The sequence below is a fragment of the Rhodococcus sp. 05-2255-1e genome, from assembly GCF_002259025.1.
Taxonomy (GTDB): domain Bacteria; phylum Actinomycetota; class Actinomycetes; order Mycobacteriales; family Mycobacteriaceae; genus Rhodococcoides; species Rhodococcoides fascians.
In genome coordinates this window covers 108,229-127,848 of the sequence record NZ_NOZE01000036.1, presented here as the reverse complement: position 1 = coordinate 127,848, position 19,620 = coordinate 108,229, and the positions used below count along the sequence as shown (strand labels likewise).

The following is a 19,620-nucleotide window of genomic DNA, read 5'->3' as shown; positions in this document are numbered from 1 at the left end:
GTTGAGCCCATGCGCGTGGATGGGCGGGACGTTCCCGTAGCGGGAAACCTGCTGCAGCCGCTGGTGAGAAGAACCAGTGACATCATTCGGGTCGTTGCCGCCTCGGTGTTCTTGAGCTTGGTCATCGCCGGCTCGCTCATCACCCGAAATCAGTGGGACGCACTCGAACAATCGGTGTCCAACATCGTCGGCGTGCTCAGCCCCGATCAGTCCAACGCCGTCTACATCGTCTACGGCGTCGCGATCCTCGCCCTCCCGTTCGGAGTGTTGATCGGGCTGATCGCCGGACGTAAATGGAAACTGTTGGCCGGGTACGCGGCCGCAGCTCTGATCGCCGCGCTGGCTCTGTCCATCACCGGTACCGGAATCTCGACTCCGACGTGGGACCTGGACGTGCCCGAGCGACTCGACACGTTCCTGTCGCAATTCCTCGACGATTCGCGCTGGATCGCCATGCTCGCCGCGGCACTCACGGTGTCGGGACCGGGCCTGCCCGCGCGGTGGCGTCGAGCATGGTGGGCACTGCTGCTCGCCTTCGTACCGATACACCTGGTCGTGTCCACGGTGGTCCCGGCCCGTTCGCTGCTCGGGCTGGCCGTCGGTTGGCTCGTCGGTGCGATCATCGTGCTGCTGGTCGGCACTCCGGCACTGGAGGTTCCACTCGACGCGGCCGTGCGCCTGTTCCGCAGCCGGGGCGTCGACGTCCGCAGCTTCACCGTCGTGCGCCCTGCGGGCCCGGGCCCGTTGGTGTTGAACGCACACACCCCGGACGCCGATGTGGTGGTCGAACTCTACGGACAGAACCAGCGCAGTGGTGGTGCGCTGCGCCAGTTCTGGCGATGGATCACCCGGCGCGGCAGCGAGACAGCGCCGTTGCATGCGTCCATGCGCCGCGCCGTCGAGCATCGCGCGTTGATGGGCCTGGCCATCAAGAGTATGAACGCCGCAGGCAGCGACCCGTTGGCGGTAGCAGCACTCGACCGCGGCTGGACGTTGTACGCGCACAGCCAGCCCATCGGCGATCCCATCGAGGCCGAGCTCGACGATGCCGCGCTCAGAGCTCTCTGGTCGGCTCTGAACACGTTGCACGAGAACCAGATCTCGCACGGTGACCTGCATCGGGGTGAACTGCGGCTCCACAACGGCGCGGCACTGTTCTGCGGGTTCGGGCACGCAGAACTCGGCGCGTCGGACGCCCAGATGCAATCCGACGTCGCACAGCTCTTACTCACCACCGCAGACCTTTTCGGCTCCCATCGCGCCGTGGCCACGGCCGTCGAGGTACTGGGAATCGACGTCGTGATCGCGGCGTCCGGTCGATTGACCAAGTCCGCCATCCCCCTTCGGGTCCGCCAGTCGGTTGCCGATGCAGGAAAGACGATGAAGTCCGTCCGGCTCGAAGTGCTCGATCAAACCGGTGCCGCGAGGATCGAGGCCGAGCAGGTCACTCGATTCAGCCGCAACCAGATCATCTCGCTCGTGTTGCTGATCGGATTGGTCTACGTCGCATACCCGTTCATCAGTGCAGTTCCCGCGTTCGTCGTCGAATTGGGCTCGGTCGACTGGTGGTGGGCACTTCTCGGTCTGGCCGTTTCCGCACTGACCTACATCGGTGCGGGTGCCGCATTGTGGGCCTGCGCATTCGGCAAGGTCAGCTTCAGGAATCTGACGATCATGCAGGTAGCGAATACTTTTGCCGCGACCACGACACCTGCGGGCGTCGGTGGCCTGGCCCTGAGCGTTCGCTTTCTGCAAAAGGGTGGATTGGGTACCGTCCGCGCGACGGCCGCTGTGGCACTGCAACAGTCGGTTCAGGTGATCACCCATGTCAGCCTGTTGATCTTCTTCAGCGTCGTCGCCGGAACGTCGTCGGGGCTGTCCAACATGGTGCCGGGCAACACCGTGCTGTACCTCATCGCCGGCGTCGCATTCGGAGTCGTCGGGACCTTCATGTTCGTGCCCAAGCTGCGACTGTGGCTGAAAGTGGCCGTCCGGCCCCAGGTTGCCGAAGTGCTCACCGAGCTCGGCGAACTCGCCCGCGACCCGAAACGGTTCTCGATCATCATTCTGGGTTGTGCCGCAACCACTTTGGGTGCTGCGCTCGCCCTGTGGGCGAGTGTCGAGGCGTTCGGCGGCGGAACGACGTTCGTCACGGTGACAGTGGTGACGATGATCGGTGGCACATTGGCCTCGGCCGCCCCGACGCCGGGCGGTGTGGGGGCCGTGGAAGCAGCCCTCATCGGCGGGCTTGCCGCGTTCGGTCTCCCCGCCTCCATCGCAGTCCCGTCCGTGCTGCTCTATCGCGTACTGACCTGCTGGTTACCGGTGTTTCTCGGCTGGCCGACGTTGCGCTGGCTCACCAAGCACGACATGGTCTGAACGGCTGCATCCCCACTACGGCGCCCGTTGTGGGTGCTAGCGTTCACGCAGGTTAGTGGCTGGTTCTACGGAGGGCGTCACCATTTCCGAACCGGGAGACTTCGCACCCACCGCGGAGGAACGCTGGGTGCGGCTGTTCATCAGCGGAATGACGCTCACGTTCGGCCTCGCCGGGGCCCTGATGGTCCCAGCCGGTCAGTTCTCCGACCCCATGTCGATCGCCGTGCTCCTGGCGTCCGTCACCACGGTGCCGGTGGCGATTGCCTGGTACCTCCGGCCGTGGGCGTCCCCGAGAATGGCGATCGTCTACATCCTCTACGCCGACGTCGGTATCGTGACCGTTCTGTTCGCCTTCCAAACGCACTTCGATGCGATGCCGGGCTGCGCGATGTTCTCGATCGTCGCAGCGTTCATCGTCGTCGCGAGCTCGCACCGTGTCATGTTGATTCACTTGGCAATCGGCGCACTGACCCTCGCGGGCCTCGCCGCTCTGGCTGTCTCGGAGGGCGCCGATCCATGGTCCACCACTTCTCGGATGGTCACCATCGGATCCCTCTACGCCGCCCCCTTCATGATCAAGTCGTACATCGGTCAGCTGCGAACGAGCGCGGCGAGGGCATTGCGAGATCCGTTGACCGGCCTGTGGAACCGACGTGGGCTACTCGATACCGTCGACTCGTTGCGCCTGTCCCCAGCAGAGGATCGCGCACAGCAAGCGGTCGGGGTGACCGTCCTCGACATCGATCGGTTCAAGCACATCAACGACAGGTTCGGCCATCCCTCCGGTGACGCAGTGCTCGTCGAGGTCGCCCGTCGCCTGTCCTCTGCGGTGGGGGACAAGTCCGCGGTCGCACGACTCGGCGGCGACGAGTTCGTGGTCGTCAGCGTCGGAACCAGAGAGTCGATCGCCGAATCGGACAACAGGATTCGCGCTTCGCTGGAGGAATCGTTCGACGGCCCGCCGTTCACCACCAGTGTGGGCTCGGCCGTGGAGACGCCACCCGCCGACACCGGCCTACATGTCCTGGTCCGACGGTTGATCGCTCTCGCCGACATCGAGATGTATCGCTTCAAAGCACGGACCTCGGGAAAGTTTCCGGAGACGGGACTGTCCGCAGCGGACGCCCGCGAACAGGCCAGGCAGAGAATCGATGCGCTCATCGAATCCGGCGGTCCCGACATCTTTTTTCAGCCCATCTGCGACACGGTCACCGGTTCGACCGTCGGCTACGAGGCACTGTCGCGGTTCCCGTTCGGCCACGGATCGCCCCTGTCGTGGTACCGCGCCGCAGCCGAGGCCGGCGTCGGTCCACGGCTCGAACGCGCAGCGCTGGAACAGGCATTGGCGGATGTTCACCTGCTGCCACCGGGGCCGTTCGTGTCGCTCAATGCGTCGGCCGACACCATCCGCACCACCGACCTACTCGACCGGTTGCGTCCGCATCTGGCAACCCGAACCTTCCACCTCGAGATCACCGAGCACGAACGCGTCGACGACTACCGTGCGGTCACCCGCGCCATCGAGAGCCTGCGCGACGCCGGAGTTCAGATCTCCATCGACGACGTCGGAGCCGGATTCGCGGGTATGCGCCACATCGTCGAACTCAGGCCCGACACCCTCAAGATCGACTACGCACTCGTGCACGGAATCGACCGGGACTCGTTCCGTCGCGCCGCGGCCACGGCGATCATCGACTTCGCCCGACAGATCGGTGCCGGCGTGATCATGGAGGGTGTCGAGACCGACGCGGAATTGCGGGTGGCGGCCGATCTCGGTGCCGACATGGTGCAGGGGTTCCTCACCGGTCGACCACAACCGGCCACCGTGGCCGGTGGCCGGATCGACGAATCCGCTACACCGAGGAATCGACGGTGAATTTCGTCAACGACGGTGCTGCGGCGAGCAGCGGCGGCAATTCGACGATCTTGCCCGGTCCGGCGCGGAACTCGCGGTACTTCGCGTCGGCCTCCGCCGACTCCCACGTCTCGTGCGCGACGACGTGCGCTTCGTTCTCTTCGTCGACCCACACCTCGACGCCGAGGCACCCCTCGAACGCGCGGGTGTCCGCGAGGACGGTCCGCAGCAGCGCCCGTGCTTCGGCAAGGGATTCGGGCTTGAACGTCAGATCCAACAGTGCAATGAGAGCCATACCGTCACCCTAGACCCGCTCCGCGAGCGCGTCGCAGACTCATCTCAATCGCAGTGCCAGATAGAACTCGATCCGGTCCTCGAGGCGCGACAGGTCCCGTCCGGTGAGTTCCTCGATGCGCGCAATTCTGTATCGGACCGAGTTGACGTGCATGTGCAGGTGCTCGGCGCACCGTGTCCACGCACCGTTGGTGTCGAGATACACCGACAGCGTGGCGATGAGATCGGTGTGGTGTTGGGCGTCGTACTCGGTGAGCGGGGCGAGCAGGCGAGCCGTGAACATGCGTCGAACGTCGTCGGGGACGTTGGCGAGAAGTATTGTCAGCGTAGCGAGTTCGTCGTGCCCGACGACGGCGCAGTCGCCGCCCCGACGCTCGGCGAGGCGGCGGCCGTAGCGCGCCTCTTCGATCGCGCTCCGCAGATCACCGGGCGCGGCGGGAGCACTGACACCGATCGAGATGCCGCTTCCGGCCAACCCTGGCATCAGAGCACGGACCGCCGACCTGACCGCTTCGGTCCGGTCGGCTGCGGCGTCGATCAGCGCGATCGCCTCACCGTCGACAGTGGCGACGGTGATGTCGAGCGGAGCCACGATTTCGCCGAGCAGCGGTCGCAGCTCACCGAGTCGAACCGTCTCTCCCGATGTTGCGGCAGCGATTGCAGCATACCGAGTTTCGACGTCGAGACCGATGATGCCCATCTGCGCCACGATGTCGGTGGGCAACGCGCCACCGACGATCGATTTGACGAACTCCTGCGCCAGGATGGCCGAACCGGTGCGACGGTCATCGGCCCGGCTGCGTTCGACCGCGACGATCGACGCCAGCTGCCCGGCCAGTGAAATTCTCGGCGCATCCCATGTCTGCCAATCACTTTCGAAGGCGACGAACCAGTCCACCACCCGAGGTGACGCCTCCCCGTCGACCGGAAAGATCGACACACGATGCTCTCGGCTGAATTTCGGTAACCGAACGGCGGTCATGAACTCCTGCGCGAGCGCCTCGGTGTCGGGTGGGCCGTCCGATCCGGCGAGGACGCGTCCCGACGACGTGACGACCCAGCACTTCATGCCCAGATCCGAACTCACCATGTCCAGCAGCGGACCGAGGCCTCCACCGGGCCCAGCACTCGCCACCAGGCGACGATGCCGATCCAGCACGAGGCTCAGATCCGATGCTCGTGCCGTGGACAGCTGCCGGACGACGCTCTCGGTGACCGTCGCGAACGCGATGTCGGCCGGGACCCGGAACAGCGGCAGTCCGTGCTCGCGGCATGCGGCGACCAAGTCGTCGGGAACCACACCGCCGTCGGAGGCCGCCAGTGCCGACACGCCCGCCTTGGAGACCGCCCGGACGAAGGTCTGCGAATCCGCGGGCCCGGTCCGCCACATCAACCCGGTCAGCACCAGTTCTCCGCCGTTGAGGTACCGACTCGGATCGAGCATGTCGGTGGTGACGACCCACCGGATCGTCGGGTCGAAATGATCCGGTGTGACGATCGGCTGGAGCATCAGGTCGGGCAAATCGGCCAGATCACGCAACCGCACGGTGACATCGACCTCGCTCTTCGTAGGATCCTCCAAAAGTAGCACTGTGATCGTCGTCATACTTCGTCGTTCCTGTCCCTCGTTCCCAGCACCGCCGGCGGCTGTACTGGGTGAACACGACCGAAAGACACGTGAGCGGAGAGCAGCACGATGGAATTTCTACGACCACAGACCTGGAGCGACGCGTTGGCCGCCAAAGCCGGCGACGTCGACGTCGTCCCCATTCAGGGCGGCACCGACGTCATGGTCGAGATGAACTTCGACCTGCACCGGCCGGGTGGATTGCTCGACCTGAACCCGATCACCGAACTCACCGAATGGGAAGAGCTCGCCGACGGCACCCTGCGCGTCGGGGCAGGCGTGCCGTACGTCCGCATCATTGCCGAGCTCGGCGATCGCCTTCCCGGGATAGCGCAGGCGTCGCGCACCGTCGGCTCGCCGCAGATCCGCAATCGTGGCACCGTCGGCGGCAATCTCGGGGGCGCGTCACCGGCAGGCGATCTGCACGCGCCCCTGCTCGCTGCAGGCGCGACCGTGGAAGTGGAATCGGCCGAGCGCGGAGTGCGGATGATCCCGGCCACCGAGTTCTACGTCGGCGTCAAGCGCAATTCGTGCGAGCCGGACGAGTTGATCCGAGCCTTTCACGTTGCGCCGGCTGCTGGGCCGCAATACTTCTCGAAGATCGGCACCCGTAACGCGATGGTCATCGCCGTGTGCTCGTTCTCCATCGCACTGTTTCCACAGGACGGCCGCGTCGGCACCGGTCTCGGCTCCGCTGCGCCGACGCCGCGGCGGGCTTACGATGCCGAGAACTACCTCGCGGCCGAACTCGAGTGGGACGGCGCCCTCGATCCTCGGGTATCGGAGGAGTTCGGTCGGTTGGTCAGTGCGGCAGCAAGTCCCATCGACGACGTACGTGGCACTGCCGATTACCGCAAGCACGCCCTGTCCGTGATGGCCCGGCGAACGCTGGGCTGGGCATGGCGAGACCTGACAGCTGCACGGAAGGTGGCCTGAACATGCGAGTCAACTGCACCATCAACGGAAAAGACATGGAAGCCGACGACGTCTGGGAGGGCGAAAGTCTGCTGTACCTACTGCGCGAGCGCATGGGACTGCCCGGATCGAAGAACGCGTGCGAACAAGGGGAATGCGGTTCGTGCACGGTCTATCTCGACGGTATCCCGGCGTGCGCCTGCCTGGTGGCCGCCGGACAGGTCGAGGGCCGCGAGATCCGTACCGTCGAAGGCCTCGCCGACGGCGACAAGCTGGACCCGATGCAGGAGGCGTTCGTCGAGTGCGGAGCCGTCCAGTGCGGCTTCTGCACCCCCGGACTCGTAGTCCAGGCGCACGATCTCATCGAGCGTGTTCCCAACCCGTCGGACGTCGAGATTCGTGAGTCTCTCGCCGGAAACCTCTGCCGCTGTACGGGATACGAGAAGATTCTGGATGCGGTTCGGCTCGCTGCGACACGAAAGGCCGAGGCAAAATGACCACTGTCATCTCGGGTGCCTACATCGCACCCATCGTCGGTGACGAAATCCCGAACGGCTACCTCGTCGTCGAGGGCACCACGATCAGCGCCATCGGATCGGGCACGGCACCGATCATCCCCGGGGCCGAGACGATCGACGCCTCCGGCTGTCTCGTCACCCCCGGCCTGGTGAACACTCACCATCACCTGTACCAGTGGGCGTCCCAGGGCCTGGCCAAGGACAACACACTCTTCGAATGGCTTGTCGCACTCTACAAGCCATGGTCCAAGATGGACGCCGAGGTGGTCGGTGGTGCTGCCGCAGCCGGGCTGGGATGGCTCGCGAAATCGGGCTGTACCACCAGTACCGATCATCACTACATCTTCCCCAAGGGACGAGGCGACCTGTTCGCCGCCGAGATCGACGCGGCCCAGCGCATCGGTGTGCGGTTCCAACCGTGCCGCGGCTCGATGGACCGGGGTGTGTCCGACGGCGGATTGCCGCCGGACGAGGTGGTCGAGTCGCTCGACGACATCCTCACCGCTACCTCCGACGCCATCGACACCTATCACGATGCCTCCTTCGGTTCGATGCTTCGCATCGCGGTCGCGCCGTGTTCGCCGTTCTCCATCAGCAAAGAGCTACTTGTGGAGTCCGCCGGGCTCGCTCGCGCGAAAGGTGTTCGGCTGCATACTCACTTGGCCGAGACCCTCGACGAGGAGGAGCACTGCCTGGCCCAGATGAACTGCACCCCGGTCGAGTACATGGAGCAGGTCGGCTGGCTCGGTGACGACGTGTGGTTCGCCCACGCGGTGCACCTGCACGACTCCGACATCGCGAAGATGGCGGCCACCGGCACCGGCACTGCGCACTGCCCGAGTTCCAATGCACGTCTGGGCGCAGGCATCGCGCGGATCTCGGACCTGCTCGCGGCCGGCGCACCCGTCGGCCTCGGTGTGGACGGTTCCGCTTCGGCCGAGATGGTGCCGCTTGCCGGCGAGGTCCGCCAGGCGATGTACATGCAGCGAGCCAAGTACGGCCCGACAGCACTGACCGCGCGTCAGGCACTCGAGATCGGAACCCTGGGCGGCGCAACGGTACTGGGCCGGCAGAGCGAGATCGGTTCGCTCGAGGTCGGCAAGCTGGCCGACATCGCGATCTGGCGCACCGATGGTTTCTACTCGGCGGTGGACGACCCAGTCGTCGCGTTCGCCTACGGGCAGACGCCACCGCTGGCTCGCTTGATGGTGGGCGGACGGACGATCGTCGAGAACGACGTCCTGACCAGCGCCCCACAGGACGAAATAGGCCGCGCCGGAGCCGATGCGCACCGTCGCCTCATGAAACTCGCGGAGGACGTGCTGTGAGCGCCCCGACCACTACACCCCGGCAAGTACCCGCCGATATCCCCGCCCCGGGCCGCGGTCGCGTAGGCGACAGCCCGCTCCGGCCCGACGGAACGTTGAAGGTCAAGGGCGAGTTCGCATATTCCTCGGATCTGTTCATCGACGGCATGCTCTGGGGCGCAACGCTTCGCAGCCCGCATCCGCGTGCGAAGATCGTTTCGGTCGACATCTCGAAGGCGTTGGCAACGCCCGGCGTCGAGGCGGTGCTCACCCACGACGACGTACCGGGACGCAAGTGCTTCGGACTCGACCACACGTGGGACCAGCCGGTACTGGCCTTCGACGAGGTACGGCACGAGGGTGAGCCCATTGCTCTGATCGCGGCCGACCATCCCGAAACCGCCCGGCGCGCAATGGAAAAGATCGTTGTGGTCTACGACGTACTCGAGCCCCTGACCGACGCTCGACGCGCGGCTCTGGATCCGGACTACCCGAAGGTGCAGGAACGCGGCGGAGTGGCGCGCCATCAGCCGGTGCGTGTCGGCAACGTCGCCGCCGCCCGTGCCCGCGCGGATGTGATCGTCAGCAGCGACTTCGCCGTCGGGATCCAGGATCAGGCATTCCTCGGACCCGAATCGGGACTGGCTGTTCCGGCCGAGGACGGCGGAATCGACCTGTACGTCGCGACCCAGTGGATGCACAACGACCTCGCCCAGATCGGTCCGTGCCTCGGACTGCCCGAGGAAAAGATCAGGATGACGCTCGCCGGAGTCGGCGGTGCATTCGGTGGCCGCGAGGACCTCTCGATGCAGATCCACGCGGCGATGCTCGCCATGCACACCGGCAAGCCCGTCAAGATCGTCTACAACCGTTACGAGTCGTTCTTCGGGCACGTACACCGGCATCCGGCGCAGATGCATTACGAGTACGGCGCCACCCGTGACGGCAAGCTCCTGTTCGCCGACGTCGAGATCATCCTCGACGGCGGGGCGTACACCTCCGCTACCCTCAACGTCGTCGGCAATGCGGCATCGCTGGGCGTCGGACCGTACGTCATCCCCAACATCGAGATCGACGCGTACGGGGTGTACACCAACAACCCGCCGTGTGGCGCGATGCGCGGATTCGGCGCAGTGCAGGCATGTTTCGCGTACGAGTCGATGATGGACAAGCTCGGTGAGGCCTGCGGCATCGGACCCGTGGCAATCCGGCAGATCAACGCCGTCAGGCAGGGATCGATCCTGGCCACCGGCCAGGTCATCGAAGCACCTGCCCCACTGGCCGAGATGCTCGCGCGAGCCGAGGCCATGGAACTGCCGGCCCCCGTGGACGCGTCGGACATCCGTAATCTGCCGGGTGGGGCATCGCAGACCACCCACGGCGAAGGCGTCGTACGCGGGATCGGATACGGCGTCGGCATCAAGAACATCTGCTTCTCCGAGAACTACGACGACTACTCCACTGCTCGCGTCCGTCTCGAAGTGATCGGCGGTGAGGCAACGGCATTGGTCCACACCGCTGCCGCCGAGGTGGGCCAGGGACTCGTGACGCTGGAAGCGCAGATCGCGCGCACCGAACTCGGCGTCACGAAGGTCGTCATCCACCCGGCCGACACCAAGGTCGGCAACGCGGGATCGTCCTCGGCGTCACGGCAGTCGTACATGACCGGTGGTGCCGTCAAGACCGCGTGCGAGGCCGTCCGCGAGGCGGTGTTCGTCCTTGCCGGCCTGTACCTCGGGCGCGCAGTGGCCGACCTGAGCCTCGACGGCGGAAAGATCGTCTCGGCCACCGACGGTGTGCTGGCGACGATCGAGGATGTACTCGGCGACCGCGTCATCGAGCAGACGCGCGAATTCCACCATCGCCCCACCAGCGGAATGGATCCGGTGACCGGGCAGGGCGCGAGCCACACCCAGCTCGCCCTGTGTGTCCATCGCGCCGTGGTGGACGTCGACGTCGATCTCGGGCTCGTGAAGGTGGTCGAGATGGCCGCCGTCCAGGACGTCGGCAAGATCCTCAACCGACTCTCGCTCGAAGGCCAGATCCACGGCGGCACAGCCCAGGGGCTCGGTCTTGCGGTGATGGAGGAGATCGTCGTCGTCGACGGTTTGGTGAAGAACCCGTCGTTCACCGACTACCTCATCCCAACGATTCTCGACATGCCGCCCATGAAGCTGGACATCCTCGAGAATCCGGATCCATTGGCACCGTATGGTCTTCGCGGTGCGGGCGAGCCACCCACCCTCTCGTCGACGCCGGCCGTCGTCGCTGCCATCCGAAACGCCACCGGGCTCGCGTTGACGCGCGTTCCTGTTCGACCCGAACACATCATCAACCCCTGATTCATTCGACGAAACCTTCCAGGGCACAACCGCACCGACGCCAACTCCCCCGGCACGTCGGCCCGGCCCGACGCCCGGCAAGGTTGATCACGCCCTGGGAGGGCCGATCATGACCGATGTACACATACCCAGCACCCGTCGGAGCGGACGAGGTCGATCCCAGATCGACAAGTTCTTCGACATCACGGGTCGTGGCTCCACCATCTCGCGCGAGATCCGCGGTGGTGTGACCACATTCGTGGCCATGGCGTACCTGATCGTTCTCATTCCGTTGATCATCGGCGATGCCCGTGATGTCACGGGTGCGACGCTCGATGCGGCACAACTGTCGACCATGGTCGCTCTGTCCGCCGGCCTGACGACGATCCTGATGGGAGTTGTCGGTAACGCGCCCCTCGCGATGGCGGCCGGACTCGGTGTGACACCCATCGTGGTGTTCCAGGCTGCGCCGTACATGACGTGGCCGCAGGCGATGGGTCTGGTGGTGCTCGAAGGCGTCGTCATCGTCGTCTTCGCTCTCACCGGGGTCCGGCAGCTCATCATGGACGCCATTCCCCTGGTGCTCAAGCAGGCGATCGGGGTCGGCATCGGCGCGTTCATCGCCCTTATCGGATTGGTCGACGCCGGTTTCGTCGGTCATCACGAAGCCGCCTCCACCGCAGTCACTCTCGGCACGTTCGGCAAGTTGGCCGGGTGGCCCGTGTTCGTGTTCTGCGTCGGTCTGATCCTGATGATCATGTTGTTCGTCCGCCGAGTGCCCGGTGCGATGCTGATCGGGATCTTCGTCGCCACCAATCTGGCGATCGTACTCAATGCCGTCTTCGACATCGATCCGAAGGCGTGGGGGCCGGTGGTGCCCAAGGTGCCCGATTCCATTGTCGCCACACCACAATTCGATCTGTTGTTCAATGTCGACTTGTTCGGCGGGTTCGCCCGAGCAGGTGTCGTGACAGCCTCGGTCGTCCTGTTCACGCTCGTACTCTCGGGATTCTTCGACGCCATGGGCACGATCCTCGGAGTCGGCGAAGAAGCGGGCCTGGTCGACAAGCAGGGCAAGATGCCAGGGTTGAGCCGCATTCTGACCGTCGACGGCATCGGAGCCATCGTCGGCGGTGCGATCAACGGTTCGGCGAACACTGCTGTGGTGGAATCCGCGGCCGGTGTGACCGAGGGTGCGAGAACCGGTCTCGCCAGTATCGTGACCGGTGGCATGCTGACGAGTTTGATCTTCTTCACGCCACTGGCGGGGGTCGTACCGGTGGGTGCAGCCGCTCCCGCTCTGGTTCTGGTCGGTGCACTGATGATGACGCACGTACGCAAGATCGATTGGCAGAACACCGATATCGCGATTCCTGCCTTCCTGACGATCGTGCTCATGCCCTTCACGTATTCGATCACCGTCGGAGTCGCCGCTGGCGTCATCGCATACACCGTCGTCCGGCTCGCCAAAGGCAAAGCACGCGAGACGCATTGGCTGCTGTACCTGATGTCGGGGATCTTCCTGATCTATTTCGCCCTGCACCCCATCGAAGAAGCGTTGGGAATCTCGTAACGTGAAAGAGATCGTCGATCGTCTGACCGCCTGGGACCACGCAGGTGTTCCTTACGCGGTGGCGACGGTCATCGCGGTATCCGGAAGTGCCCCTCGGCTTCCGGGTGCCGCGATGGCGGTCAGCGCCGACGGCGAGGCAGTCGGCAGTGTCTCCGGTGGCTGCGTCGAAGGCGCGGTGTACGAGCTGTGCCGAGAGGTTCTCGAAACCGGCGAGTCCAAGCGAGAGTCGTTCGGCTACAGCGACGTCGACGCTTTTGCGGTCGGGCTGACTTGTGGAGGTGAGATCGAGGTGTTCGTGCGCCTCGGGCCTCCGCGAGCAGTGTTGGCAGCCATTGCGTCGGACACTGCAGTGGCGACGGTGACGATGCTCGCCGGGGCCGGGCAGGCGCTTGCGGTCTCGTCCTCGGCAACCATGGGCACTACCGGTTTATCGGACGTCGATGCAGTTGTCGTCGGCGAGGCGTTGGCGATGCTGGACTCCGGGGGTACCGGCATCCGCTCGGTGCGGTGCCGGCCGGATCTCGACGTGTTCGTGCAGTCCTACGCCACCGCCCCGCGGCTGCTGATCTTCGGAGCCATCGATTACGCCGCAGCGCTGGCGCGTGTCGGAAAGTTTCTCGGATACCACGTCACGGTCTGTGATGCTCGACCCGTATTCGCCACTGCTGCACGATTTCCCGATGCCGACGAGGTGGTCACCGAATGGCCGCACAGCTACTTGGCACGTACGACTGTCGACGCCCGCACGGTGATCTGCGTACTCACCCACGACGCCAAGTTCGATGTGCCGTTGCTCGAGGTGGCTTTGAGGCTGCCCGTCGCATTCGTAGGGGCTATGGGATCTCGTCGGACCCATGAGGATCGCGCGGCCCGATTGCGTGACGTCGGATTGACCGAGCAGGAGCTCGCACGCTTGAAGTCGCCGATCGGCTTGGACCTGGGTGCGAGAACTCCCGAGGAAACTGCGCTGGCCATCGCGGCCGAATTCGTCGCGGCCAGACGCGGGGGTAGTGCGCTCCCATTGACACACACCGCCGGCCCGATCCACCACGACGCCGAGACTGCGAAATACGCTTAGGCCCACATCACACCCCACGCACTCCACCCGGACCGAACAGAGTGCTTGCTCACAGGCTCGAGTTGGGCAAATCCGTTTCTTGTCGGTAGGTCGAGATACGCTTCCCCCAGTTCGAACGCATGTTCTGAACTGGGGTCACCGGGGGGGTGAAAAATGGGTGCATTACCGACCGTATCGCTGGAGGCGTTGACCGCTGCCGCGCGGGAAGAGAATCGGCATGCGGCCCGAAAGATCGCTGCCTGCTACGACTTCCACCTCACCTGCATCGCGCAGGATGCGAAGCATCGGCAGTACAGCCGGTACGGACGCACCGAAATGGCACTCGCGTTGAGCTGCTCCGCCACCGTCGCCGAAGCGTACGTGTCCGTCGGCGTGGCCCTACACACCCGGCTTCCTCTGCTGAAAACCGCATTCGAGGCCGGCGACATCGACCTCCCCCGCATACGTACGGTGTGCCGGATCCTCGACAACCTCTCCGACGACATCGTCGATCTCGTCGAAGGCGACATCGTCGAGGCGTCCCGCCGGTCGTCACCGGGTCCACTTGAGAAAGAGATCTGGGACATTCTGCTCCGGGTCGCGCCCGACGAAGCGGCAGCACTACGCGAATTCGCCAAACGATTCCGCACCGTCACCTATAGTCCCGCCGGCGAATTGGCACGCATACGAGCAGAATTGACCGCGCCCGAAGCCGCAGCCGCATGGCAGCTCCTGGAGGAGATGGCCGACACGGTGTGCGTGAAGGATCCGCGCGGTAAGCAGGAACGGCTGTGCGATGCGTTCATGGCCCGGATGCACGGAGAACCCCGGCTGGCGTGCCTGTGCCAACGCGCGGACTGCCCGAAGACCGAGACCGAGACCGTATTGCCGGATCGTCGGGTGCCGTTGACGATGATCACCGTCGACATCGCCACTCTCATCGGACTGTTGGCAAATCCTGCGTACCTGGCCGGGCATGGTTCCATCGATCCTGATCTGGCGCGGGAGTTGGCGCGCAACAGTCAGTGGCAGATCCTGCTCACCGAAGCAGTGACCCTTGCAGAGAAACTCGGACTGGCGGTGCAGAACTCGGAGACCGGGGAGTGGGAACGACGATCGAACAGTGAGAAGGCGGGAGCTGCAACAGGACCCGAGACGGGAACAGTGGCGGAAACCCACGAAGACGCGGACACGGACTCGGACTCGGCTGCAAATGTTGATGCTGATGCTGATGAGGGAATGCGGTCCGCCACGGATTCGGGTAGGCAGGCTGATTCCTCGACCGAACCGACTTCTGCCACTTCACCTGCCCCTGCAACAGACAGCACTTCATCACTGGCACCGGCACCGGCACCGGCACCGGCAGACGATGTCGATGAGTCCGGCGATGCCGGGGTAAGCAACGAGTCCGACGAGTCCGCACCCGTACCTGCAGCCGACCCGTCGACGACTCCCGACCCAGGTGCGGCCGATCCTGTACGGAAGCACGCAGCAACACGCGCAGGGGCACCGGTGACCGACCCGCTAGCGGAGGCAACATCGGAGACCGGCCATGAGGGAGCTGCGTCGCCCGACCAACGCCGCCAGGCATCGCTGGCCTCCGCTGCAGCCCTGTTCTGCACCCACACACCCGTCGGCAAAGGCACACGGCACAGCTCTGCCCTCGATCTGCCCTCCGCGATCCAGCGCAGCAACCGGACAACCCCCACAGCAGCCCACGCACCCGCCAACCGCACGCCCTCCGGCATCTACCTCGGCAACGCGTCCCTCGCCGCGGCCCTCGAAGCCGCCATCGCCGCTGACCCGGCCCTCGGAAAGTCCGTCCGACGCGACCCACTCACCGACCGCGCCCTGATCTATCGGCCCGACGCCCTCACCGCCGCCGCAGTACGCCTGCGCGATCGGCACTGCCGCTTTCCCGGCTGCCACCGACCTGCCGAACGCTGCCAACTCGACCACGTGATCCCGTTCGACCACGCCAACCCGTTGGGCGGCGGCTGGACCACCGTCAACAACCTTCAATGCCTGTGCGAGTTCCACCACAGCGTCAAGACCGCAGGCTACTGGAAGGCAGTCATGCTCCCCGGCGGTGCCATCTTGTGGACATCGACATCGAAGACCACCCGAATCACTCTGCCCGTCAACGGAACATCCGTACCTATCCTCGGCAACGACCTCCGGCCCTGTATCCCCACCAAACCCAGACGATCCGGCATCATCGCCTACCCCGACCCACCCGACAATCTCGAGCCGGAAACAGACGACACGGCAGCACCGCCGTTCTAGGCGCGCGCCAACAAACGCCCGGTCGACGATTCCGAACCCGCGATCCACGACCGTCGCACCACACCCGACAATCCCAGCCGATCGTAGGCACTCACCGGGTTGCGGTGGTAAAGCCGACCCACGTCGACGGTGAACGTCTCGTCGGGCACGAACACCACAAGGTCTGCAGCGCAACCGACCTCGATGCGTCCGCGATCAGTCATGCCCACCTGATCGGCGGTGTTCGTGGCCATCCACCGCACGATGTCGGTCAGCGCGAACCCACGGGCACGCGCCTCGGTCCACACCGCAGCAAGCGAGACCTGCAACGACGCGATCCCACCCCAGGCATCGCCGAAGTCACCGGTGTCGAATCGCTTGAGGTCGGGCGTGCAGGGGGAGTGGTCGGTGACGATGGTGTCGATCGTGCCGTCGTGCAGACCCTGCCACAACGCCTCGCGATTACCGGCCTCGCGGATCGGCGGGCAGCACTTGAACTGAGTCGCGCCCGCCGGCACGCCCTCGGCGTCGAAACACAGGTAGTGCGGGCAAGTTTCGACGGTCACCCGCACGCCGTCCCGCTTCGCCGCCGCAATCATCGGCAGGGCATCCGCGCTCGACAAGTGCAGAATGTGGACCCGACACCCTGTCTGACGGGACAGCTCGATCACCTGCTCGATGGCCCGGTTCTCGGCCGCCCGAGGACGCGATTCGAGGAATCCCGAGTACTCACGGCCCACTGCCGCCGGAGCCTCGGCTATGACCTCGGCGTTCTCGGCATGCACGATCATCAGCCCGTCGAACGACGCGATCTCGATCAACGCCTTCTCCAGTTCCGGCAGCGTCAGCGGCGGAAACTCGTCCACGCCCGACGCCAACAGGAAGCACTTGAAACCGAAGACTCCTGCGTCGTGCAGCGGTCGCAGCTGCTCGACGTTTCCGGGAACTGCCCCACCCCAGAATCCGACGTTGACGACCGACTTCTCGACCGCCACCCGGCGCTTGATCTCCAACGCCTCGACGTCGACCGTCGGCGGAATGCTGTTGAGCGGCATGTCGACGATGGTCATGATCCCTCCCGCGGCCGCAGCTCGGGTTGCGCTGGCAAAGCCTTCCCATTCGGTTCGGCCCGGATCGTTGACGTGCACATGGGTGTCGACCAGCCCGGGCAGCAACACCTCGCCCGGCTCGAGCTCGACCACCGTCGTCGCAGATACGCCGGCATCCAGGGAGTCGATTGCGACGATCCGGCCGTTCGAGACAAACACAGTCGCCGCCACCTCACGCCCATCGATCACCGCGCGGGCAGCCCGAATGACCAGATCAGACTGCACTGGAGGCACTCTGGAGCTCGGCGGATTTCCATGCGACATCTGCCGCGTCGAGGGCATCGGCGTCCAGTTCGCCGAACAGTCGCAATCGGGACAAGCCGCCGTCGGGATACACGTCGAGCCGCAGGTGTGTGTAGGCCTCGGTCGCGTTGAGCAGGAAGCGGTGACGCGTGTCCGGTTGCACCGCGGTGCGCTCGAGGATCTCGGTCCACGCCGTCGGGTCGGAGGTGTGTTGGCGACGAGAATCTATGGCGCTGAGCCGAACCCACCCCGGGGCGTTGCCGACGTAGTAGCTGGTGTCGACCTCGACGAAGCGCGGAGCGCCAGGTGCCGCAAGCTCGAACACTGCGAAGTCGTTGCCGCCGCCACGTCGTCGGGAGTTCTCCCAGCCCTCACCCATGTTGCGTGCCCGTCCGGGCAGGATGATGTTGGCGGGGGAAGAGTAGAAGGCGTCGGAGCAGTCGGTGAGCCTGGCACCGTTCTCGGCGGCGAGCAGATCGATGGTGCCGCCGAGGAAGCGCGGATCCTGCACAACCTCACCGTGCACACGGAACCGGGCCACACCGCCGTCGGGGTAGATCGACAGACGCACATGCGTCCACCGGTGCCGATCCGCCACCTCATAGGTATTCGCTGTATCACCCACTGCCGCAGACTTGTCGACGATGGTGTGCCACTCCGCCTTCAGCACGTCGTCGATGGACGGGTAACCCTCGATCGACGCGGCTTCGACGGAGACGAACGGCGGGTAGTTTCCGGTGAAGTGTGCGGTGTCTACGACTACACCGTGGACGATTCCCGGCGCACCGAGCCGAACGATCGCCCAGTCGTGGCCGCCCTCATCACGTCGGCGTCGAGTTTCCCACCCGTCGTACACCTTTCCCTTGTGGCCGAAGTCCGCCGGATCGAACAGCGGGGCGTCGGGCTTGATCAGGTTCTCGCGCTGCGCGAACAGTTCGTCGTTCGCCGCCGAGACGCTGCCGCCGAGTGCCCGCGATGCGAGATCGGTCAGCGAGGTGAAATGCGTGGTGCTCATGAGATTCCTTCCGAAATGTGAGTGGTGGCCATCGTTTTCCCAACCTCGTGGAGCAGCGTGGCCGCGTCGCGCATGGAGATTCGAGGGTCCGGCTCTAGATCGGACAATGCGTAGGAGGCGACGATCCCGTGGCTGCGCAGCCGGTCCAGGTCAATGACGCTGCGGCCCGCGACGGTGATCACCGGAACACCCGCTTCACGCGCTGCGTGCGCGACTCCGATGGGTGCCTTGCCGTACAGGCTCTGCTCGTCGAGTGAACCCTCGCCGGTGACGACCAGATCGGCCGACGCCAGAGCGCTGCCGAAGTCGATCAGCTCGAGCACCGTCTCGATCCCTGGCTTGGCAACCGCACCGAGTACAGCCATGGCACCGAACGAAGTTCCACCTGCTGCGCCGGTGCCGGCGAGCCCACTGACATCCCGGCCGATCGCGTTGCGCACCAGATGCGCCCACTGCCGCATCCCGTGTTCCAGATACAGCAGCTCCTGCGGTCCGGCACCCTTCTGTGGTCCGTATACCGCTGCTGCTCCGGTAGGGCCTAGCAACGGATTGTCGACATCGCACGCCAACTCGAACACCGCATTCCGAGCCGAAGGCACCAGGCCGGACAGATCGAGGTGAACTGCACCGCGCAGTGGACCACCGCCGAGCGCGACGTCGTTGCCGTCGGCATCGAGGATCCGCGCACCGAGTGCGACGAGCATTCCGGCACCGCCGTCGGTGGACGCGCTGCCGCCGAGCCCGACGACGATACGCCGCGCACCTGAAACAGAGCCGGCACCGAGAGCATGCGCGATGACAGTCCCCAGTCCGAACGTGCTGGCTCCCAGCGCATCCGGCCGTCCGTCCGGCAGGAGCTCGAGTCCGACTGCAGATGCCAGTTCGACGACGGCGGTATTACCACGACGGGCATACGACGTCTCGACCGGCTCACCGGTCGGGCCCGAGCACGTGACTGCGATCCGGTCCCATCCGGCGGCAACGGCTGCGTCGACGGTGCCGTCACCCCCATCGGCGACGGGAAGGCAGACCGTTTCGAGGGACGGGTCGCCCGCAACCAGACCTTCGGCCAACGCCCGCGCGACCTCGGCCGCGGACAGCGAGCCCTTGAACTTGTCGGGAGCCAGCAGAATACGCGTCAT

At 65.3% G+C, this 19,620-nt stretch carries 14 protein-coding genes; 9 read left to right on the top strand and 5 right to left on the bottom strand.

Annotated features, from left to right (window positions below; all coding sequences use genetic code 11):
* Positions 1-9 precede the first annotated feature (9 nt).
* Together CH262_RS23050 and CH262_RS23045 are read left to right on the top strand one after the other, a co-directional pair.
* Positions 10-2,379 (top strand): lysylphosphatidylglycerol synthase transmembrane domain-containing protein, encoded by a 2,370-nt coding sequence (locus CH262_RS23050; RefSeq protein WP_032367732.1) that lies wholly within the window; start codon positions 10-12, stop codon positions 2,377-2,379.
* A 55-nt stretch (positions 2,380-2,434) separates the two neighbouring features.
* On the top strand, positions 2,435-4,255 hold the full coding sequence (locus CH262_RS23045; protein ID WP_256988931.1) for a bifunctional diguanylate cyclase/phosphodiesterase: 1,821 nt from the start codon (positions 2,435-2,437) through the stop codon (positions 4,253-4,255).
* On the opposite strand, the gene CH262_RS23040 is transcribed toward CH262_RS23045, so the two are convergent.
* Complete coding sequence (locus CH262_RS23040) at positions 4,233-4,529, bottom strand: putative quinol monooxygenase (protein ID WP_032367731.1); 297 nt, start codon at positions 4,527-4,529, stop codon at positions 4,233-4,235. The genes CH262_RS23045 and CH262_RS23040 overlap by 23 nt on opposite strands.
* A gap of 39 nt (positions 4,530-4,568) precedes the next feature.
* The gene (locus CH262_RS23035) at positions 4,569-6,134 is read right to left on the bottom strand and encodes a PucR family transcriptional regulator (RefSeq protein ID WP_094718509.1); all 1,566 of its coding nucleotides are present in this window, start codon (positions 6,132-6,134) and stop codon (positions 4,569-4,571) included.
* A gap of 90 nt (positions 6,135-6,224) precedes the next feature.
* Here CH262_RS23035 and CH262_RS23030 point away from each other — a divergent pair, with 90 nt between their 5' ends.
* From CH262_RS23030 to CH262_RS23000, 7 genes are all read left to right on the top strand, one after another.
* Positions 6,225-7,091, top strand: a complete 867-nt coding sequence (locus CH262_RS23030) for an FAD binding domain-containing protein (RefSeq protein WP_094718508.1) — start codon at positions 6,225-6,227, stop codon at positions 7,089-7,091.
* A gap of 2 nt (positions 7,092-7,093) precedes the next feature.
* A complete protein-coding gene (locus CH262_RS23025) occupies positions 7,094-7,567 on the top strand; it encodes a (2Fe-2S)-binding protein (protein ID WP_032378620.1) in 474 nt (157 codons plus the stop codon).
* Entirely contained in the window at positions 7,564-8,916 is a 1,353-nt protein-coding gene (locus tag CH262_RS23020; protein ID WP_032392547.1) for an 8-oxoguanine deaminase, read from the top strand. The genes CH262_RS23025 and CH262_RS23020 overlap by 4 nt, the downstream gene beginning before the upstream one ends.
* Entirely contained in the window at positions 8,913-11,237 is a 2,325-nt protein-coding gene (locus CH262_RS23015) for a molybdopterin cofactor-binding domain-containing protein (RefSeq protein ID WP_256988929.1), read from the top strand. Before CH262_RS23020 ends, CH262_RS23015 begins: the two co-directional genes overlap by 4 nt.
* A gap of 109 nt (positions 11,238-11,346) precedes the next feature.
* Entirely contained in the window at positions 11,347-12,789 is a 1,443-nt protein-coding gene (locus CH262_RS23010) for an NCS2 family permease (RefSeq protein WP_094718507.1), read from the top strand.
* A gap of 1 nt (position 12,790) precedes the next feature.
* A complete protein-coding gene (locus CH262_RS23005) occupies positions 12,791-13,867 on the top strand; it encodes an XdhC family protein (RefSeq protein ID WP_218829323.1) in 1,077 nt (358 codons plus the stop codon).
* Positions 13,868-14,020: 153 nt separating this feature from the next.
* Entirely contained in the window at positions 14,021-16,132 is a 2,112-nt protein-coding gene (locus CH262_RS23000; RefSeq protein ID WP_094718506.1) for an HNH endonuclease signature motif containing protein, read from the top strand.
* Here the strand turns inward: CH262_RS23000 and allB are convergent.
* The 3 genes from allB to CH262_RS22985 are packed head-to-tail and all read right to left on the bottom strand — an operon-like array spanning position 16,129 to position 19,620.
* Positions 16,129-17,484 carry an allantoinase AllB gene (allB, locus tag CH262_RS22995; protein ID WP_094718505.1) on the bottom strand — a complete coding sequence of 452 codons (1,356 nt, stop codon included), beginning with the start codon at positions 17,482-17,484 and terminating at the stop codon, positions 16,129-16,131. The genes CH262_RS23000 and allB overlap by 4 nt on opposite strands.
* Positions 17,435-18,478 carry an allantoicase gene (alc, locus tag CH262_RS22990; RefSeq protein WP_094718504.1) on the bottom strand — a complete coding sequence of 348 codons (1,044 nt, stop codon included), beginning with the start codon at positions 18,476-18,478 and terminating at the stop codon, positions 17,435-17,437. Before alc ends, allB begins: the two co-directional genes overlap by 50 nt.
* Complete coding sequence (locus tag CH262_RS22985) at positions 18,475-19,620, bottom strand: glycerate kinase (protein WP_094718503.1); 1,146 nt, start codon at positions 19,618-19,620, stop codon at positions 18,475-18,477. The genes alc and CH262_RS22985 overlap by 4 nt, the downstream gene beginning before the upstream one ends.

Bases quoted from the DNA above. Each gene is read 5' to 3' on its own strand.
- CH262_RS23050 (WP_032367732.1), top strand. From the start codon at position 10: ATGCGCGTGGATGGGCGGGACGTTCCCGTAGCGGGAAACCTGCTGCAG.
- CH262_RS23040 (WP_032367731.1), bottom strand. From the start codon at position 4,529: ATGGCTCTCATTGCACTGTTGGATCTGACGTTCAAGCCCGAATCCCTT.
- CH262_RS23035 (WP_094718509.1), bottom strand. From the start codon at position 6,134: ATGACGACGATCACAGTGCTACTTTTGGAGGATCCTACGAAGAGCGAG.
- CH262_RS23030 (WP_094718508.1), top strand. From the start codon at position 6,225: ATGGAATTTCTACGACCACAGACCTGGAGCGACGCGTTGGCCGCCAAA.
- CH262_RS23025 (WP_032378620.1), top strand. From the start codon at position 7,094: ATGCGAGTCAACTGCACCATCAACGGAAAAGACATGGAAGCCGACGAC.
- CH262_RS23020 (WP_032392547.1), top strand. From the start codon at position 7,564: ATGACCACTGTCATCTCGGGTGCCTACATCGCACCCATCGTCGGTGAC.
- CH262_RS23010 (WP_094718507.1), top strand. From the start codon at position 11,347: ATGACCGATGTACACATACCCAGCACCCGTCGGAGCGGACGAGGTCGA.
- CH262_RS23000 (WP_094718506.1), top strand. From the start codon at position 14,021: ATGGGTGCATTACCGACCGTATCGCTGGAGGCGTTGACCGCTGCCGCG.
- allB (WP_094718505.1), bottom strand. From the start codon at position 17,484: ATGTCGCATGGAAATCCGCCGAGCTCCAGAGTGCCTCCAGTGCAGTCT.
- alc (WP_094718504.1), bottom strand. From the start codon at position 18,478: ATGAGCACCACGCATTTCACCTCGCTGACCGATCTCGCATCGCGGGCA.
- CH262_RS22985 (WP_094718503.1), bottom strand. From the start codon at position 19,620: ATGACGCGTATTCTGCTGGCTCCCGACAAGTTCAAGGGCTCGCTGTCC.